The sequence below is a fragment of the Desulfoglaeba alkanexedens ALDC genome, from assembly GCF_005377625.1.
GTDB classification, from domain to species: domain Bacteria; phylum Desulfobacterota; class Syntrophobacteria; order Syntrophobacterales; family DSM-9756; genus Desulfoglaeba; species Desulfoglaeba alkanexedens.
On record NZ_CP040098.1, the window covers coordinates 1047864 to 1064592 of the forward strand.

A 16729-nucleotide genomic window follows, 5' to 3' on the forward strand; every position below is an offset into this window, starting at 1 on the left:
ATTTATGTCATTGGGTTGTTTTTTAAGATGAACGTCGAACATCGAACATTGAACGTTCAACATCGAATGAAAAAACGTGGTACACGCTGAATAAGTTTTAACCATCTCCGGGTCTCCCTAACTTCCTTTTTTCCCATTCACCATTCGATGTTCGATGTTCGATGTTCGATGTTCGATGTTCGATGTTCGATGTTCGATGTTCGATGTTCGATGTTCGATGTTCGATGTTCGATGTTCGATGTTCGATGTTCGATGTTCGATGTTCGATGTTCGATGTTCGATGAACTCTAGTTCATGGCCGATCGGAACGCTCTGGAACAAGGAAATAGGGAGGATTCTGGGCCATTTCGGGCACCACTTCCGACAGCGGCTTGAAGCGGTGGGAAAACCAGGTCCGCAGAAACCGGTCGTCCGCCACCAGCCGAGGCGGGTCCCCGGCGCGAATGGGTCTTTCCACCATTGAAATGGGCCTGCCCAACGCCTCTCCCACCACCGCCAAAAGTTCCCGCACAGAAACCCCGGATCCGCCGCCCACGTTGGAAACGAGCCGTTCCCGGGTATCGAGCACTTCCAGGGCCCGAACATGAGCCAGGGCAAGGTCCATCACGTAGACATAGTCGCGAACGGCCGTACCGTCCGCGGTCGGATGATCGGTGCCGTAAAGCGTAAACGACCCGCCCGTCAGTGCGGCTCTCATCAGGTTGGGCAGCACATGGGTTTCAGGTTCGTGCGTTTCGTAAAGTTCGCCTTCGGGATCGTTTCCCACCACATTGAAATAACGAAGCACCGCGTAGCGGATTCCCGCGACCGGCGCCACCGACGAAACCACCTGTTCGCACTGCCACTTGGAAAGCCCGTAAGGGTTGGTGGGTTTTTTGGGATGGTCTTCCGCAATGGTATCCACTCGGGCGTCGCCATAGACGGCCGCGGAACTGGAAAAAACCAACCGCCGCACCTCGGCGCGTTTCATGGCCTTGAGCAGCGCCACCGTCCCGCCCACGTTCACATCGAAATAGACTTCGGGAAGACGCGTGGACTCTTCGACGCTCGCCCTGGCGGCGAAGTGAATCACCGCCTCGATCTGAAAGCCTTTGAGCACCCGGAAAAGCGCTTCCTCATCACGGATGTCTCCGAACACGAACGGCCCGTATCGCGCCCACGCCAACCGCCCTTGGCTCAGGTCGTCGAAGACCACGGGGGTCAACCCACGGGACTTTAGAAGCTTCGCGGTATGAGATCCAATGTAGCCGGCTCCGCCGGTAATCAGAACGTTCATAGGCGGCTATCCATAGTCGCCCGCCGCCTGCGATGGAGCTTGAAGATTTCGTCTCTGGTGGCCAGAGCGTCCATGCGGGGGACTTCACGAAGAATGTTTTCCCTGCCGTTCATTTCCTGGCGGTCCACCAGCACCACGGCTCGCACCACTTCCAGGCCGGCCGTTCGGCACGCCGCGACGGCCTTGAGGGTCGACCCTCCGGTGGTGATTACATCATCCACCACCACCACACGGTCGCCGGGCTTGACCTTGCCTTCGATGGGCGCGACGATTCCGTGGCCTTTTTCGAGCTTTCGGACCACAAAAGCCTGGATCGGCCGACCTTCCAGCCACGAGGTATAGGCCACAGCCAGCGCGATGGGGTCGGCGCCCAGGGTGAGACCCCCGACGGCGCGGACGTCACTGTCTCGGATCAGGTCGAAGATCAGGCGCCCGATGAGCACCTGCCCTTCGGGATCCAGCGTCACGCGCTTGCAGTTGAAGTAGAAGGAACTCACACCCCCGTGAGCCAGTTTGAACCTCGGAGTTTCCGAATACTGGAAGGCGTCCCTCAGGATCAATTCCTTGAGCCGTTCCGCCATGGCACCTGGTTCCATCCGGTTGCTCCATGTTGCCCGACGACAAGACCTGTACGGTCCATAGTTCTAGTAAGGGCGGCCCCGCAACCGCCGAACCGTTTTCACGATGGATGCCGCCGCCCTTTCGATTTCGTCTTCGGTCGTGAAACGCCCCACTGAAAAACGACACGTTCCCCGCGCCACATCCATGTTCACCCCCATGGCTCCCAGCACATGGGAGACCTTCACCGTTTCCGCGTGACAGGCCGCTCCCGCCGATGCCGCCACATCTTCGAGTTCGGAGAGGATGCGGTCGGCGGTCAGGCCGCGAAACCCGATACTGGATGTGTTGGGAAGTCTTTCGGCCGACCGGGCATGAATCACGGTTCCCTCCAGGGACTGGAGCAGGCGCTGTTCCAAGAGATCCCGGAGTCTCGCCGTTCGGGCCGATTCTTCGGCGACCCGTTCGGCGGCAAGGCGGGCGGCGGTCCCCAACCCAACGATTTCAGGCACATTTTCCGTTCCGGGGCGCAGACCCCGCTCCTGCCCGGCTCCAAAAAGGATCCTCTGAACCGGGGTACCCCGGCGCACGTACAGGGCGCCGACACCTTTGGGTGCATAGAGCTTGTGGCCGGCGACGGTGAGGAGGTCCACGCCGAGGGCGTTCACGTCGACCGGGATCTTGCCGACACTCTGGGCCGCGTCCGTGTGGACAAAGACACCGCGGCCGCGGGCTACGTCGGCGATTTCAGCTATCGGCTGAATCGTCCCCACCTCGTTGTTGGCATGCATGATGGTAACCAGGAACGTTTCCGGGCGCAGGCTCTTCTCCAGGCTCTCAACCGCCACTCGGCCCGCTGAGTCCACCGGGAGGAAGGTCACATCCGTGCCTTCTTCCAGCATAGCCAGGCAAGGTTCGACGACGGCCGGGTGTTCGACCTTGGAAGTCACCACGTGGCGGGCCCGCGCCGACAGGGACCGGGCCACCCCGAAAAGCGCAAGATTGTTGGATTCGGTGCCGCCGCTGGTGAAAAGGATTTCTTCGGCTGAACAACCGAGAAGCCCCGCCACCTGCCGACGCGCCTCCTCCACCGCCTCACGCGCCCTTCGCCCCCAGACATGGGGACTGGACGGATTGCCGAAGTGGCGCCTCAAGTAAGGGATCATGGCCTCGACCACCAGTGGGTCCACGGGGGTGGTGGCGTTGTAATCCAAGTAGACGGGATCGGGACTCATGGGGGGTCCATTGGAGTCAGAAGGCCAGCTGGCCGGACCGTTCGTATTGTTTCCACTCCTTGCGCTTCAGAGGCCGAAAATCAGTACTCCGGCATCGGGCGCAACCCTGATAACGACCGTCGCTGGACTGACGCCATAGCGTGTACAACAATCCGGGCAGCACCAGGCAGCACCAGAGCATCATTTCCTTCTTTCGGGACCCCTTGGTCATCTCTTTCGCATCACCGATGTAGCCGCAGGCATTGCAGACGATTTTCATTCGTGTCTCCTTTCGCGATCGTTGCCTGGGCCTTTATAATGCTCATGGCTTATGATATCAACCGGATTCAAGATTCCAGAAAGGGTTGTCGGTTCAAGCGGAAAGAGACTTCGCCCGCCAGGCACCAAAGGAGGAGCGCCTGTGGGACCACGGGTCAGACATGTGAGTGTGGCTTTCACGGGCGGCTGCGTGGGCGCCCTGGTCAATTCCCTGGTGGCCTGGCATTTCGGCAACATGGAAATTCCTCAGCAGGTGGGCGTGGCCTTGGCACCGGTTTGGACAAAAGGCTTTCTCTATGAGCGGCTCACCTGGGGAGGCCTCTGGGGACTCCTCTTCCTGCTGCCCATCTGGCGAAGCGGCTTTTGGGTGGGGGTTTTCAGCCGGGGTATCCTTTTCAGCCTGGCACCTACCCTGTTTCAGCTGTTCTATGTCTTTCCGGAAGTGTCCGGAAGCGGCCTCCTGGGATGGAAACTGGGCAGACTCACGCCCCTTTTCGTCTTCTTCTACAACGCGATCTGGGGCCTCGTGACGGCTCTCTGGATCCGGATCGCCGGGAAATGAGGGGGCAGTCCTGCGGCGGCTTGACGCCCCCACGCCGAAGGGCTATGGTGAGTCACAATCCCCCGCAAATGAAAGGCTTATGAGCGATGGCCTCCGATTTCACCTCGGACGGGCTTTCAGCCAGCCTGGAAGATTACCTGGAAGTGATCTTCCATCTGGAGAAAGCCAATCGTGTGGCCCGGGCCAAGGACATCGCCGAACAGATGAATGTTCAGCGAGCCTCGGTGACAGGTGCGCTGAAGGCCCTCGCGGCCAGGGGCCTCATCAACTACAGTCCTTACCGCACAATCACCTTGACGGCGAGCGGGCGCGAGGTAGCTCGGGAAATCATTCGGAGGCATGAGATCCTGAAGGAATTCTTCACTACCGCGCTGCTTCTGGAAGCGAAACAGGCGGAAGCCAATGCCTGCCGTATCGAGCACGCCATCGGACCGGTGGCCATCGAACGTCTGGTCCGATTTCTGGAATTCATCAAGCATTGCCCTCGAGCGGGAACGGACTGGCTGGAGGCCTTTGCCAACTTCTGCAAGCACAGCCAGGATCCTCCCGATTGTGAAGCGTGCCTGAAGAACTGTTTACAGAAACTCTCCGTACTCCCAAAAGAGGCCTGACCGTCTTTCCGGGGGGGGTTATGGCTTTCGGGCGGATTTTCGAGCCGCAAGGAGTCGCCGCATGAAAAAGATGTGGATCCAACTGAATCCCGATTACGACTTGAAAGGGTTGGAAGAGAAGCTCAAAGAGATCGGCAGGATCGAACGCGACCCGCAGGATCCTTCGAAGATTTTCCTCACATTCCACAACCAGTCGGAAAGCGGGATCAAGATGAGCTGTTTTCGCTTATCCGAGGACTTCATTCATTATTTCAAAGACTTCGACATGGTCCGGTCATAGGCCCGTTGAGTGCTTTCCCCGCCCGGTGTCCGCGGGAAGGCCGATGCCGCCCGAAGATCCTCGGGCCGTCCCTTACGGCGCGCGCAGAAAACGACGGCACGGCCGTTTCCACCTCCTTTCGTCAGACCTCTCAAACAGCGCTTCCCTTGACAAAATCCCGACATTTTACTATGCTGTATCAGCACTCTTGAGTATTGAGTGCTAACGCTGGCTTCAGGGGGGGTGGCCCGTGACCGAACTGAGCGAACGCAACCGAAAGGTTCTGGAAGCGGTGATCACCGGCTACATCCAGAGCGGCGAGCCGGTGGGGTCCCGGACCATATCGAAGCATTATGGTCTCAATGTGAGTTCGGCCACCGTCCGAAACGTGATGGCCGACCTGGAAGAGATGGGGTTTCTCTATCAGCCCCATACGTCCGCGGGCCGGGTGCCGACCGACAAGGGACTCCGACTCTACATCGATTCCATCATGAAGCTTCAGACATTGGAGCGGCGGGAGCGCGACGAGATTCGACGGGCTTTCCTGGACACGACGGGCGACACCGAAACCCTGTTGAGGCGAACCTCGAGGGTGCTGGCGCTCTTTTGCAATCAAGCAGGTGTGGTATTGTGGCCGAAGTTGAGCGCCACCCGTTTCAAACACATCGAATTTGTGCGGCTGCGGCCGCGGCAGATCCTTGTGGTGCTGATTTCCCACTCGGGCCTGGTCCACCACAGCCAGCTCGACTGGGATGAAGATCTCGATCAGAACACGCTCGACAAGTACAGTCGCTACGTAAACGAAATCCTACAGGATGTCCCGCTGGTGGAGATCACCCAGCGACTTCTGAAAGAGATGGAAAGCGAAAAGGCGCTCTTTGACGAGCTCTTTTCAAAGGCTCTCGAGATCAGCCGGCGTGCTTTTCAGGGAAACCTTGAAAGTGCGGACCTTCACATCGAAGGGCGGACGAACCTCTTGAACAATCCAGAATTCGCCGATGTAGAACGGATGCGGCGCATCTTGGAAGCGTTCGAGGACAAGTCGAGGATCATACGGCTTCTCGACAGGGCGCTGAAACCCGAAGAAAACGTCCACATCATCCTCGGACCCGAAAGCGAGGTGCAGGAGCTTCATGAAGTGAGCCTGATTTCGTCCCCTTACCGTCGAGGCGACACGGTGCTCGGAGTTTTAGGAGTGATCGGGCCCATGCGCATGGATTACTCCCGCATCATCCCTATCGTGGAATTCACCGCTTCGTTCCTCAGCGAACTGCTCGAAGAGCCGTGGGAGGACTGAAATTTGACGGGGAGGGGTGATTCCTATTGCACGTTGGAGAAATGTTCTTAACGTATAGGGCGTGAAAGTCAGCCGCAGGCTTGAGCCTTGTCGAAAGCCGGCGTCGAGAGGAGGAAGGAGGCCGATGGCCGAAAAGACCATGAATCACAACGAGCAGGAAGAGATGGTTCCGGCGGTTGGTGAGGGCGGCCGGGAGTCCGCGAAGGCTTTTGATCCGGAGACGGCAACCCGCGAGGACTGGGAAGCTCTCCTGGCCCGCAAAGATCAAGAGATCGCTGAACTCAAGGACAAGATGCTCCGACTCGCCGCCGACATGGAAAACACGCGCAAGCGGCTGGAACGGGAACGCAGCGAAGCCATCTGCTTCGCCAATGAGAGTATCTTGCGTGAGCTGCTCAGCGTGGTCGACAACCTGGAGCGGGCCATTCAGCATGGGGAATCCGAATCGGATCCGGAGCGTCTCCTGGAAGGGGTTCGGATGACCCACAAGAATTTCCTGGACATTTTGGCCAAGTTCGGGTGCACGCCTTTCGAATCCCGGGGAAAGAGCTTCGATCCCAACTTCCATGAAGCGATCCTGCAACAGGAGAGCAGGGATCATCCTCCGAACACCGTGATCGCGGAGTATCAGAAAGGGTATCTGCTGAACGAACGCCTGCTCAGGCCGGCCCTGGTGGTGGTGTCCAGGGCGCAGGATGACTCCGGCCGGGATGCGCCGGCAGGATCCGAACCGAACGCGACTGCGCCGCAGACGGGAGAGTGATCGCGGGAACCGCGGTCCTGGTGCGGACGGTTTGCCCGAAGCACCGACTCATTAGAGATCTTCAACGTTCTTGCTGTTTATGACACCTTGGATCGCTGGATCAGCCAAGTCACTGAAGGAGGCATTAGCCCATGGGAAAAGTCATTGGAATCGACCTTGGAACAACCAACTCGGTGGTTGCCATCATGGAGGGCAAGGAACCGAAGGTCCTCACCAACTCGGAAGGGGGCCGGACCACGCCGTCTGTGGTCGCTTTTACGGAAAGCGGCGAACGATTGGTGGGTCAGGTGGCCAAGCGCCAGGCCATCACCAACCCGGAAAATACGGTTTTCGCCGTGAAGAGGCTGATCGGGCGCAAATTCAAATCCCCCGAAGTACAGCACGATACCAAGATCCTGCCCTACAAGATCGTGGAGGGTCCCAACGGCGACGCTTATATCCACATCCGGGGGCGAGACTACAGCCCGACGGAGATTTCCGCGTTTATCCTCACCAAGATGAAGCAGACCGCGGAAGATTACTTGGGCGAGAAGGTGACCGACGCGGTCATCACGGTTCCGGCCTATTTCAATGACAGTCAACGCCAGGCCACCAAGGACGCCGGGAAAATCGCCGGCTTGAACGTTCTTCGAATCATCAACGAACCCACCGCCGCGTCGCTCGCCTACGGTCTGGACAAGAAAAAAGACGAAAAGATCGCTGTGTTCGACCTGGGTGGAGGAACCTACGACATCTCCATCCTCGAAATCGGCGACGGGGTCTTCGAAGTGAAGGCCACCAACGGCGACACTCACCTGGGTGGTGAGGATTTCGATCAGCGGATCATCGACTGGCTGGCCGACGAATTCAGGAAAGATCAGGGGATCGACCTTCGAAAGGACAAGATGGCTCTCCAGCGGCTGAAGGAAGCGGCGGAGAAGGCCAAGATGGAGCTCTCGACCGCCACCGAGACGGACATCAATCTGCCGTTCATCACGGCGGACGCTTCGGGCCCCAAACACCTGAACACGAAGCTCACGCGGGCCAAGATGGAAGCCCTCGTGGAGGACATTCTGGACCGGCTGGTGCCGCCGATGGAAATGGCGCTCAAGGATGCGGGCCTGACGCGCCGGGACATCGATGAGGTGATCTTGGTGGGCGGTATGACCCGCATGCCGCGCGTGCAGAAGAAGGTCCAAGACTTCTTCGGCAAAGAACCGCACAAAGGCGTGAACCCCGACGAGGTGGTGGCGATCGGTGCCGCCATTCAGGGGGCGGTTCTCACCGGCGACGTGAAAGACGTGCTTCTACTTGATGTCACGCCGCTGTCTCTCGGCATCGAAACACTCGGCGGTGTCATGACGAAGCTCATCGAACGCAACACAACGATTCCCACTCGGAAGAGCCAGATCTTTTCCACGGCTTCCGACAACCAGACCGCCGTCTCCATCCACGTTCTTCAAGGTGAACGGGAAATGGCCGCCGACAACAAAACGCTCGGCCGCTTCGATCTTGTGGGAATTCCACCGGCGCCCCGCGGCGTACCCCAGATCGAGGTGACCTTCGACATCGACGCCAACGGGATCGTTCACGTTTCGGCCAAGGATCTGGCTACCCAGAAGGAACAGTCCATCAGGATCACCGCCTCCAGCGGCCTTTCGGACCAAGAAATCCAAAAGCTGGTTAAGGAAGCCGAACTCCATGCCGAAGAAGACAAGAAGCGGCGGGAACTGGTTGATGCCCGAAACCAGGCGGATTCCCTCATCTACAGCACCGAGAAATCGCTGAGGGACCTGGGCGACAAGGTGGATGCGGAAACACGCCGGAAGATCGAAGAGCAGATCGAAGTCCTGAAAAAGGCCATGGAGGGTACGGACAAGGACGCCATCACCCGCCAAATGGAACAGCTGACTCAGGTATCCCATAAGCTGGCTGAAGAAGTGTACAAGAGGACCGCGGAACAGCAAGCGGCATCCGCGGGTGGTGAAGCAGCGGGCGGCACTTCGGAAAAGAAACCTGACGAGGACGTGGTGGACGCCGACTTTGAAGAGGTCAAAAAGTAAGTGCCGACGCCGCGCCGAACCATGCAAAGAATCAAAGGGCACGTGACCGCATGTGCCCTTTGTGCTATTGAGGGCGGCATTTCGTAACGTTGTGCCGGGTGCCGGATCACAGAAACGCCCTCACGCCGGCCCCGGAGGTCGCCAAGCGCTCCCGGAGGCTGTTCATGACGCGAAGTGCCGCACTGGTCCTCCTGATCCCGGTCCTGGCCGCCCTCGCGGGCTGCGCCCCGATTTCCCGGCAGTCCGCGGTCGTCATTCCATCCGACATCTTCCACGCCCCGGCGCCTCCGGAGGCCCGGGCCTTGTGGGAGGAAGCCGAAGCCATCGAGAATTCCGGCAACCTGGATGCCGCGCTACAGGCATGGGAAAGAGTGGCGCTTTTTTTCCCCAACAACGCCATCGCACCAAAGGCTCTGACGCGTGCGGGAAGACTCTGCCTGAAAAACGATCGGCCCGACCAGGCCCTGCAGTACTTTGAATCGATCCTTTCCAGCTTCCCTCAGTGGGATCAGACCGACATCACCCAAGTGGACCGCCTGGAGGCCCTTTGGGCCCGGGGCGAACGCGGATCCGCCCTGAAAACCGGCCTGGAACTCTGGGAGACGTCTCTGGATCGACCGGAAATGCTGGTCCGGTTAAGCACCTTCCTGGCGAAGGCTCACGCGGCATCCGGGGACCCGGGAGCCGCCTTCGACCGGCTCGCTTCCGGATACGCGAATGCTCAGACAGCAGACGAGCGCCGGGCGCTGGACGAGGTGGCCCTGCAACTGGCCTCCTCTCTCGAAGAAACGGCGGCTCAGACACTCTTCGAGCAGTACCCGGCGGAACCGATCGGGCCTTTCCTGGAATACGCCATCCTTGACAAGCGGTGGAAATCGCAGGGAGACCCTCAGACGAGAGAGGAACTTCTGAGGCTCCTGGCTCGATACCCGACCCACCCCGTGGCCCATGAAGTCCAGGAAATGCTGAATGCGTCTCCCGTCGAGGAAGCGGTACCTCTCCACGTGGACCGCATCGGCAGCCTGCTGCCGCTTTCAGGTCCCCACGCCCCTCACGGCCGGAACATCCTGCGGGGCTTGGCACTCGCCGTCGAAGACTGGAACCGAGCTGCTTCCCAGCCGATAACCTTGGTCGTCAAGGACACCCAGGCTCAGCCGGAACAGGCGGTCCCTGCCTTTGAGACGCTGGTGCGCCAAGAGGGGGTGCTGGCCGTCATCGGACCGTTGAGCGCCCCTAGCGCAGCCGCAGTCGCGGCCGAGGCCAACCGATGGAACGTTCCTCTCCTCACCCTGACTCAAAAGGATTCCGTCGACGCGGAATCTCCTTTCCTGTTTCATGCCTTCATCGACAACAGGGACATGCTGCACCGACTGGTTTCCTACTGCATGGAACAGCTGGGCATAAAGCGCTTCGGAGTCCTCCGGGCCGAAGATCGTTACGGAAACCGCTTGGCCGGAGCGTTTAAGCAAGTGGTGGAAGAACTCGGTGGCGAGCTGGTGGCCGAGAGCTCCTACCGGCCCGGAAGCACGGATTTCCGTGAACCCATCCAGAGGCTTCTCAAGGCGGCCCGGTCGGCATCGGCCGATGCGGGCGGCCACACAATCATCGAAGCTCTTTTCATCCCGGACCAGGCCCAGACCGTGGCGCTCATCGCTCCTCAGCTGCCTTACTACGGCGTGGTGGGAGCGACACTGCTCGGAACCAATCTCTGGGAAGACCCGGCCCTCCTATCCATCGGCGGCGTCTATGTTGAAAACGCACTTTTCCCGGCCGCGCTGCCCCTAAAAGACAACCCCGTTTCGACGCCTTTCGCGAAATTTCGCGAAAAGCACCGGGCCGTCTACGGCGAGGAACCGGACTACCTGAGCGCCCAAGCCTACGACACTCTAACCTTTCTGCTGGAGGTCGGGCGGAAGTGGAACGTCCGCGACCGCTTTCCCCTGCGACAGGCTCTTATGGACAGCACAGGCCATGAAGGCATTCTGGGAGCGCTCCGCTTTCGACCGGACGGCCGGCTGGAGCGTGACTATCCGATCTTTCAGGTCATGAACGGCGACCTCATCCAGGTGTGGCCCTGATCTGAGACCGCCGTGGGGGAGGGCGGCCTTACACCTGTCGTTCACGACAGACGGCAACATCCAACGCTCCGCGCCCTCAGGCCGGCGAATAGGCGTTGAGGAGGATCTCATGGAACCAACGGCCGACTACCGCGAAGCCGGCGATGAAAAGCCCGATTCGCTTTTCGAGGCTCACCCCACTACCCTCACCCTCCCGGTGCTCTGGGGGCACATGGATCCCACGGGCCGGATGAATCCGGCCTTGTTTTTCCGATTTTTCGAATCCGTGCGCGTCGCCTACGGCGACAAGGTCGGAACTCACGCCACCCTGCATGAAACGGGGATCGGACCGATCCTGGCCGAAACGGAAGCCTCGTTTCTGCACCTTGTCCATTATCCGGACAGGCTCCTTTTGGGGTGCCGCACCATACGCCTCACTGAAACGACCATGACGCAGAGCTACCTGGCTTACAGCCTCACTCAAAACCGCACGGCGGCCACGGGGACCGCGCGGATCGTCGCCTACGATTACCGGCAGGGCCGAAAGACTACCTTTCCTCACTCCGTGATCCGCCGAATCCTCGCGGCCGAAAAGGGCCTCCGCCTCAGCACGGATCAGTGACCCGTATCGGTCACGCCGGCCTCTTCAAAGGTCTTGATGTCCTTCAGCACTCTTGCGGCCGCGTCCACGATGTTCATGGCGAGGGCCGATCCGGTTCCCTCCCCCAGCCGCATGTCCAGGTCCAGGATCGGACGGATGCCCAAAAGATCGATCATGGCTCCATGGCCTACTTCGCGGCTTCGATGGGACAGGAACACGTAGTCTCTGGCGGCCGGAGCCCACCGACACGCGACGAGAGCGCCCGCTGTGGCGATGAACCCATCGCACACCACCGGCGCCCTGACCTTGGCGGCGCCGAGGACCGCGCCCGCCAGTGCCGCTATTTCATAGCCGCCGACCTTTGACAGGACATCCAGAGGATCCTCCGGGTCCGGCCGGTTGACCGCCAAAGCCCTCTCAATCACCTCCACCTTCCGAGCCCATCCTTGATCGTCGATCCCCGTGCCCCGCCCCGTGAGTTCGGCCACGGGCTTTCCGCTGAAGGCGGCCACGATGGCCGTGGACGCCGTCGTGTTGGCGATGCCCATGTCTCCCGTTCCAAACAACCGATACCCTTCTTCCTCGAATGCCCGCTCGACCAGGCCAGCCCCGAGCAGTATCCCGGCAGCGGCCGCTTCCCGGGTCATGGCGGGACCCTGGGCCATGTTGGCCGTCCCATGGCCGATCTTTCCATGGATCACCGGCCAGTCCTGTGGGAGATCCGCGGCGACCCCGCAGTCCACGACGCGCACATCGGCGCCCGCATGAGAAGCTAATACGTTGATGGACGCCCAACCACGGGTGAAGCTGTAAACCATCTGGGCGGTCACTTCCTGGGGATAGGCACTCACCCCTTCCTCGGCCACGCCGTGATCTCCGGCCATGGTGAAGATGATCTTCCTGGAAACATCGGGGATCAGCGTCCCCTGGATGGCCGCAAGCCGCGCAGCGATCTCCTCCAGGTACCCGAGAGAGCCCCTGGGGCGGATCTGCGATCTGAGGCGCTCCCAGGCCTTCTCCTTCCAATCACTGTCGGCTTCTCGTATAGAATTTCGAAGTCTTTCAAGTTCCGTCATCCCATACCCCCTGTTTTAATCCGCCGGAAGGCGATTCCACTGAGAAGAAACATCCAGATAAAAAAAATCCTCCCAACCTCGCACAGAGGTTGGGAGGATTGCGTCATGGCGTGCAACCGGTCCTATCAGGTAACGGCTCGCCCTGCGGCCGAACCGCCTCCCTTTCTTCACGGCAGGTCTTCTGGCTTGCGGATCGCCTTACTCCCCGGCCCTTCCCACCATCCTCCCACCACTCGATCCGGGAACATCCATCCCACCTTGGAAACGGGTGAGGGACTACTGGCAGTGGTTTCGACGGGTTTCATCCCCGCTCACAGCGCCGACCATACGCGGCGGATTTTCACCGCCTTCCCTTTTGAGCCCCCGGGGGCACCGCGAAGAAATCCATCCAAAACCATCGATTCTCTATTTCTTTGAAGTCCTCTTGAGCAGCTTGATCGCCTTTCCCGTCTCCATCACGGGAACGATCTCCGCAACACCCAGGTCCGTCCATTGAAACACGGAAGCGGCCAGATGCGCTTCATCATCGGCTTCGAAGAGCCGGAAGACTCGGTGACCCGTCACGTCGAACCATTCCCCTTGCATTTCGACACCGACATCTTTTTCCAGACCTCCCAGGCGGCGGTCGATCACTTCATCGCGGTCTTCCGGCGCGTAGCTGAATATGGCCATGAACAACATAGTCACCTCCTGTTGGCATAGACGTGGAAGTCGTCCCGGTTCCTTGTCATCGCGTCACGAATGAGCCTATTATAGCAGCAACCTTCGGTTTGGCCATTGAAAAACTCAAGGCCGGCGCCACCGGCATTGCGGATCCTTCCTAAATCGACCTTGACGGCATAAGAAAATATTCACTATACTTATTTTTGATAATCCAAGGAAACAGACACGGAAGGCTTGTTCAACACAAGAGAAAGGAGGGGACTCAAAGTGAAGAAAAAAGTATGGCTGATATGCGCGGCGTTCGGGATGGGGCTCCTGCTGACGGCGGCCATCGGCGTTGTGGCTTCCGACGTGCCGGATGTGATCACGATGAATTCATCGCTCTGGCCCGAGCACACCAAGACCCTGGTGGAGTTCACGCACAGGAAGCACGCGGAGGACCACGGCATCGCCTGTACCGAATGCCACCACGTCTATGAGGACGGCCAAAACGTCTGGAAGGAAGGCGATCCGGTGCAGAAGTGCCAGGAATGCCACAACGAACCAACGATTCAAGGGGAAAAGAAACTCCCGCCTGAACAGCAGAAGCTGAACCTCAAGCTCGCCATTCACGACAACTGCCTTGGCTGCCACCGGGACCTGAAAAAGGACAACCCGCAGACAACGGCTCCCACGACCTGTACCCAATGCCATCCTAAAGCGGGAAGCTAAGAGTCGTGGACCGTTTTTTTTCCTTGTTCCCAAGCTCCAGCTTGGGAACACAACGGTGCAGAAGCTCCAGCTTCGGTTCCCATGAGGCCGTTCCCAAGTCGGAGATTGGGAACGAGAGGAAGGATAACGAAGGTCAAAAAATCCCCCCTCTCCCTTGATGCGAGAGGGTTGGGGTGAGGGTGAGAAAATTAACGTATGTCAATCAGTTACATTCCCCTCCCCTTAATCCCCTCCCACAAGGGGAGGGGAAATAGAATTCCAGCTTGTTCCCAACCTCCAGCTTGGGAACACAACGGTGCAGAGGCTCCAGCTTCGATTCCCATGAGGCCGTTCCCAAGTCGGAGATTGGGAACGAGAGGATAACAAAAAAGACCCCGTTCCCGTTGGAGCGGGGTCTTTTTTTCTAGCAGCACAAAGGCCGCGACCTTCGCAGTTGTCGCATCGCGGCCGTCCATCACGCATCACCGGGGACACTCAACCGACTCTAAATCTCCTCGACGGTGATGGCACCGTTTTCGCACACTTCCACGCAGCTTTCGCAGCCCAAACAGTCATCCGCGTTTACCGGCTCGGCCTTGCCATCCACCAGTTCGTACACGTCCACGGGGCATACATCGACGCATTCCCCACATCCGGCACACTTCTCCTTATCCACAGTCACCTTAAACATGGTCTTCGTCCTCCTCTGGATCGATCAGCAGCAAACTCATATGGGACATTCCGTACTCACCAGGGCCCATGGTCTGCGCAGCATGTAACCTCTGACCGCCACGATGTCAAGCTCCAGGTGAGCGCCGCCCGTTTCCAGTAGCTTCAGATGGAGCAGCGCGGCAAACACGCAAAAAGCCCCACGGGCCGAAAATCCGTCCGGCCCCTGGAGCTCTTCTCCAAGCTTTTGCCGGCATTTACACACAGCCGGTGGGCTTGGGCAATCCGGCCATCTTACAGGCTCCCTTGCCTGGTCCGGACGGAAACAGTTCATAGATGTATTTCAACTTGTAGCCGGTGACTTTAGTAAGAATCCGCACCATGGGAGCAATGCCGTGTTTCGTGTAGTAATCCTGTAGCACGTGAATGACTTTCCAGTGCTCTTCGGTCAGTTCCTGGATGCCCTCCGATTCCTTGACATATTCGACCCACTCGGGACACCAATTGTCGAAGCTGTCGATGAATCCATCTTCATCGACCGTAAAAGTTTTCCCCTTGTACTCAACCTGTGTCATGGAATTACCTCCTTCTAGGATATGATGTTGTGCTCGATGGCCTGTCCCATATAGTGCACACCGCCCTTTCGGCGAGTGATTTCATCCGTCTTGTCTCCACGCCGGTATCTTTCCGCCGTGCGGACCAACGCCTCCGCCCAGAATCCGTTGCCCACCGCATGAATGTGCGTGTAGCCGCCTAGGCAGTTCTTATAACACAATCCATCCCAGCCTTTCACTATCCCGTGCCCTTTTTGAACCCGAAACACCAGCGGCACATCCGGAGACAGGTCGACAACCTTAGAGTAATGGAACTCGTGACCCCGGATCAACCGCCCGGCCGGCACGAAGGGATTTTCCCCGACGCATTCGAGGATCGCGTAGCCGTGGCCCTGGGGTCTTCGTTCGAGAACCACATCGCAGGGAAACACCCCGCACATGGGATAGAATCCCCCTTGATGGTGGATGCCACGGCTCAAAAACATCAACCCCCCACACTCGGCGTACACCGGCAGCCCCTCCTCAACGGCCTGCCCGATGGAATCCCGCAATCCCTTGTTGGTCGTCAGCCCGTTCAGGTGCGTCTCCGGAAACCCCCCGCCGATGTAGAGCGCATCCACAGGCGGCAGCACCTCACACTGGAAGCTGTCGATGAACTTCACAGCCGCGCCTTGCTTCTCCAACGCTTCGAGGTTTTCAGGATAGTAAAACTGAAAGGCGGCATCCCTCACGATCCCGATGGTCACTTGAGCGCGCCCCTGCAGCCGGTTTCGTTCCCGGCCGCTCGACGGCACCCATCCCAGTGGGTCCGCTCTGTCGGCCACCTCCCGCAATCCGTCCAGATCCACGCCTTCACGGATCCTTTCGGCAACGTGCGCGACCGCCGCCTGCAGTTCCCCGTGCTCCTGCGGCGGGACCAGTCCCATGTGTCGTTCCGGGAAGAAATTGACACCCTCTTTGGGAATCACCCCCAGAACGGGCACGCCGCAGGAGCCTTCAATGGCTTCCCTGACGACGCGTTCATGGCGGCTGCCGGCCACTCGGTTTACGATGACGCCCGAAACACGCACCTCCGGATCCAGCCTCTGGCAACCCAGCACCAGCGCCGCCGTGGTTCGCGTCACTTTCGTGGCGTCCACCACGAGCACCACGGGCACCTTGAGGAGCTTGGCCAGTTCCGCGCTGGAGCAACTTCCTTGAGCGTCCAGCCCGTCGTAAAGACCCCGGTTACCCTCGATCACGCTGATGTCGCACGCCCCGGAACGCCCCACAAACGACTCGACGATCTCGTCCGCCGACATCAAAAAGGGATCCAAATTGTAGCAAGGCTCTCCCGCCGCCAGACTCAACCACCCCGCATCGATGTAGTCGGGTCCCTTCTTGAAAGGAGCCACGCGGATGCCATGGTGGCGCCTCCAAGCTGCGATCAGGCCAAGGGATACCAGCGTCTTTCCCGACCCTCCCCGCAGGGCCGCGATCATCAGCCTCGGTCGTCTATAAAGCATGCGAGCGAGCTTCCCGGGGCACCGGCAGCCGCGAGCCGCCGGCGCCCTTGCTC

19 protein-coding genes and 1 riboswitch are annotated in these 16729 nt (G+C 59.3%); of the genes, 9 read left to right on the forward strand and 10 right to left on the reverse strand.

Translation table 11 applies throughout. From position 1 onward, the window contains the following. Positions 1 to 292: 292 nt before the first annotated feature. From galE to FDQ92_RS04975, 4 genes are read right to left on the reverse strand one after another with little or no spacing between them, the layout of a single operon-like run. Positions 293 to 1276, reverse strand: a complete 984-nt coding sequence (galE, locus tag FDQ92_RS04960) for a UDP-glucose 4-epimerase GalE (RefSeq protein ID WP_137423549.1) — start codon at positions 1274 to 1276, stop codon at positions 293 to 295. After that, positions 1273 to 1872 (reverse strand): orotate phosphoribosyltransferase, encoded by a 600-nt coding sequence (gene pyrE / locus FDQ92_RS04965; protein ID WP_246041833.1) that lies wholly within the window; start codon positions 1870 to 1872, stop codon positions 1273 to 1275. Before pyrE ends, galE begins: the two co-directional genes overlap by 4 nt. 48 nt (positions 1873 to 1920) lie before the next feature. Beyond that, on the reverse strand, positions 1921 to 3069 hold the full coding sequence (locus tag FDQ92_RS04970) for a cysteine desulfurase family protein (RefSeq protein ID WP_137423550.1): 1149 nt from the start codon (positions 3067 to 3069) through the stop codon (positions 1921 to 1923). Positions 3070 to 3085: 16 nt separating this feature from the next. Then, positions 3086 to 3328, reverse strand: coding sequence for a hypothetical protein (locus FDQ92_RS04975; protein WP_137423551.1), 243 nt, complete (start codon positions 3326 to 3328; stop codon positions 3086 to 3088). Positions 3329 to 3469: 141 nt separating this feature from the next. Here FDQ92_RS04975 and FDQ92_RS04980 point away from each other — a divergent pair, with 141 nt between their 5' ends. The 8 genes from FDQ92_RS04980 (at position 3470) to FDQ92_RS05015 (ending at position 11540) form a co-directional block, all read left to right on the forward strand. Next, positions 3470 to 3889 carry a hypothetical protein gene (locus FDQ92_RS04980; protein WP_137423552.1) on the forward strand — a complete coding sequence of 140 codons (420 nt, stop codon included), beginning with the start codon at positions 3470 to 3472 and terminating at the stop codon, positions 3887 to 3889. 86 nt (positions 3890 to 3975) lie between these two features. Beyond that, positions 3976 to 4500, forward strand: a complete 525-nt coding sequence (locus FDQ92_RS04985; protein WP_137423553.1) for a metal-dependent transcriptional regulator — start codon at positions 3976 to 3978, stop codon at positions 4498 to 4500. 61 nt (positions 4501 to 4561) lie between these two features. Then, entirely contained in the window at positions 4562 to 4780 is a 219-nt protein-coding gene (locus FDQ92_RS04990; RefSeq protein WP_137423554.1) for a hypothetical protein, read from the forward strand. A gap of 229 nt (positions 4781 to 5009) precedes the next feature. Further along, positions 5010 to 6056: a heat-inducible transcriptional repressor HrcA gene (gene hrcA, locus FDQ92_RS04995; protein WP_137423555.1), complete on the forward strand. Its 1047-nt coding sequence runs from the start codon at positions 5010 to 5012 to the stop codon at positions 6054 to 6056. A gap of 124 nt (positions 6057 to 6180) precedes the next feature. Next, a complete protein-coding gene (gene grpE / locus FDQ92_RS05000; protein WP_137423556.1) occupies positions 6181 to 6819 on the forward strand; it encodes a nucleotide exchange factor GrpE in 639 nt (212 codons plus the stop codon). Between the two features lie 131 nt (positions 6820 to 6950). Then, positions 6951 to 8861 carry a molecular chaperone DnaK gene (gene dnaK / locus FDQ92_RS05005; protein ID WP_137423557.1) on the forward strand — a complete coding sequence of 637 codons (1911 nt, stop codon included), beginning with the start codon at positions 6951 to 6953 and terminating at the stop codon, positions 8859 to 8861. A gap of 164 nt (positions 8862 to 9025) precedes the next feature. Then, positions 9026 to 10939: a penicillin-binding protein activator gene (locus FDQ92_RS05010; RefSeq protein WP_137423558.1), complete on the forward strand. Its 1914-nt coding sequence runs from the start codon at positions 9026 to 9028 to the stop codon at positions 10937 to 10939. Positions 10940 to 11048: 109 nt separating this feature from the next. Then, positions 11049 to 11540: an acyl-CoA thioesterase gene (locus FDQ92_RS05015; RefSeq protein ID WP_137423559.1), complete on the forward strand. Its 492-nt coding sequence runs from the start codon at positions 11049 to 11051 to the stop codon at positions 11538 to 11540. Here FDQ92_RS05015 and cobT read toward each other — a convergent pair. After that, entirely contained in the window at positions 11534 to 12595 is a 1062-nt protein-coding gene (gene cobT / locus FDQ92_RS05020; RefSeq protein WP_137423560.1) for a nicotinate-nucleotide--dimethylbenzimidazole phosphoribosyltransferase, read from the reverse strand. The two genes, FDQ92_RS05015 and cobT, sit on opposite strands and share 7 nt — an antisense overlap. Before the next feature lie 154 nt (positions 12596 to 12749). After that, positions 12750 to 12987, reverse strand: a riboswitch (cobalamin riboswitch). 13 nt (positions 12988 to 13000) lie between these two features. Continuing rightward, the gene (locus tag FDQ92_RS05025; RefSeq protein WP_137423561.1) at positions 13001 to 13276 is read right to left on the reverse strand and encodes a DUF3303 domain-containing protein; all 276 of its coding nucleotides are present in this window, start codon (positions 13274 to 13276) and stop codon (positions 13001 to 13003) included. Between the two features lie 249 nt (positions 13277 to 13525). Here FDQ92_RS05025 and FDQ92_RS05030 point away from each other — a divergent pair, with 249 nt between their 5' ends. Beyond that, on the forward strand, positions 13526 to 13969 hold the full coding sequence (locus FDQ92_RS05030; protein ID WP_137423562.1) for a cytochrome c3 family protein: 444 nt from the start codon (positions 13526 to 13528) through the stop codon (positions 13967 to 13969). A 484-nt stretch (positions 13970 to 14453) separates the two neighbouring features. On the opposite strand, the gene FDQ92_RS05035 is transcribed toward FDQ92_RS05030, so the two are convergent. The 4 genes from FDQ92_RS05035 to FDQ92_RS05045 form a co-directional block, all read right to left on the reverse strand. Continuing rightward, positions 14454 to 14639, reverse strand: coding sequence for a ferredoxin (locus FDQ92_RS05035; RefSeq protein ID WP_137423563.1), 186 nt, complete (start codon positions 14637 to 14639; stop codon positions 14454 to 14456). Between the two features lie 36 nt (positions 14640 to 14675). Continuing rightward, entirely contained in the window at positions 14676 to 14807 is a 132-nt protein-coding gene (locus tag FDQ92_RS15880; protein WP_281276846.1) for a hypothetical protein, read from the reverse strand. A 67-nt stretch (positions 14808 to 14874) separates the two neighbouring features. Next, the gene (locus FDQ92_RS05040; RefSeq protein WP_137423564.1) at positions 14875 to 15192 is read right to left on the reverse strand and encodes a TusE/DsrC/DsvC family sulfur relay protein; all 318 of its coding nucleotides are present in this window, start codon (positions 15190 to 15192) and stop codon (positions 14875 to 14877) included. A 14-nt stretch (positions 15193 to 15206) separates the two neighbouring features. Next, positions 15207 to 16676, reverse strand: a complete 1470-nt coding sequence (locus FDQ92_RS05045) for a cobyrinic acid a,c-diamide synthase CobB (RefSeq protein WP_137423565.1) — start codon at positions 16674 to 16676, stop codon at positions 15207 to 15209. Positions 16677 to 16729 lie beyond the last annotated feature (53 nt).

What these genes read in the sequence shown, in the direction of transcription:
- FDQ92_RS05010 (WP_137423558.1), top strand. Translation starts at nt 9,026, where the DNA reads ATGACGCGAAGTGCCGCACTGGTCCTCCTGATCCCGGTCCTGGCCGCC.
- FDQ92_RS04990 (WP_137423554.1), top strand. Translation starts at nt 4,562, where the DNA reads ATGAAAAAGATGTGGATCCAACTGAATCCCGATTACGACTTGAAAGGG.
- FDQ92_RS05035 (WP_137423563.1), bottom strand. Translation starts at nt 14,639, where the DNA reads ATGTTTAAGGTGACTGTGGATAAGGAGAAGTGTGCCGGATGTGGGGAA.
- FDQ92_RS05045 (WP_137423565.1), bottom strand. Translation starts at nt 16,676, where the DNA reads ATGCTTTATAGACGACCGAGGCTGATGATCGCGGCCCTGCGGGGAGGG.
- pyrE (WP_246041833.1), bottom strand. Translation starts at nt 1,872, where the DNA reads ATGGAACCAGGTGCCATGGCGGAACGGCTCAAGGAATTGATCCTGAGG.
- FDQ92_RS05040 (WP_137423564.1), bottom strand. Translation starts at nt 15,192, where the DNA reads ATGACACAGGTTGAGTACAAGGGGAAAACTTTTACGGTCGATGAAGAT.
- cobT (WP_137423560.1), bottom strand. Translation starts at nt 12,595, where the DNA reads ATGACGGAACTTGAAAGACTTCGAAATTCTATACGAGAAGCCGACAGT.
- grpE (WP_137423556.1), top strand. Translation starts at nt 6,181, where the DNA reads ATGGCCGAAAAGACCATGAATCACAACGAGCAGGAAGAGATGGTTCCG.
- FDQ92_RS04985 (WP_137423553.1), top strand. Translation starts at nt 3,976, where the DNA reads ATGGCCTCCGATTTCACCTCGGACGGGCTTTCAGCCAGCCTGGAAGAT.
- dnaK (WP_137423557.1), top strand. Translation starts at nt 6,951, where the DNA reads ATGGGAAAAGTCATTGGAATCGACCTTGGAACAACCAACTCGGTGGTT.
- galE (WP_137423549.1), bottom strand. Translation starts at nt 1,276, where the DNA reads ATGAACGTTCTGATTACCGGCGGAGCCGGCTACATTGGATCTCATACC.
- FDQ92_RS05025 (WP_137423561.1), bottom strand. Translation starts at nt 13,276, where the DNA reads ATGTTGTTCATGGCCATATTCAGCTACGCGCCGGAAGACCGCGATGAA.
- FDQ92_RS05015 (WP_137423559.1), top strand. Translation starts at nt 11,049, where the DNA reads ATGGAACCAACGGCCGACTACCGCGAAGCCGGCGATGAAAAGCCCGAT.
- FDQ92_RS04975 (WP_137423551.1), bottom strand. Translation starts at nt 3,328, where the DNA reads ATGAAAATCGTCTGCAATGCCTGCGGCTACATCGGTGATGCGAAAGAG.
- FDQ92_RS04970 (WP_137423550.1), bottom strand. Translation starts at nt 3,069, where the DNA reads ATGAGTCCCGATCCCGTCTACTTGGATTACAACGCCACCACCCCCGTG.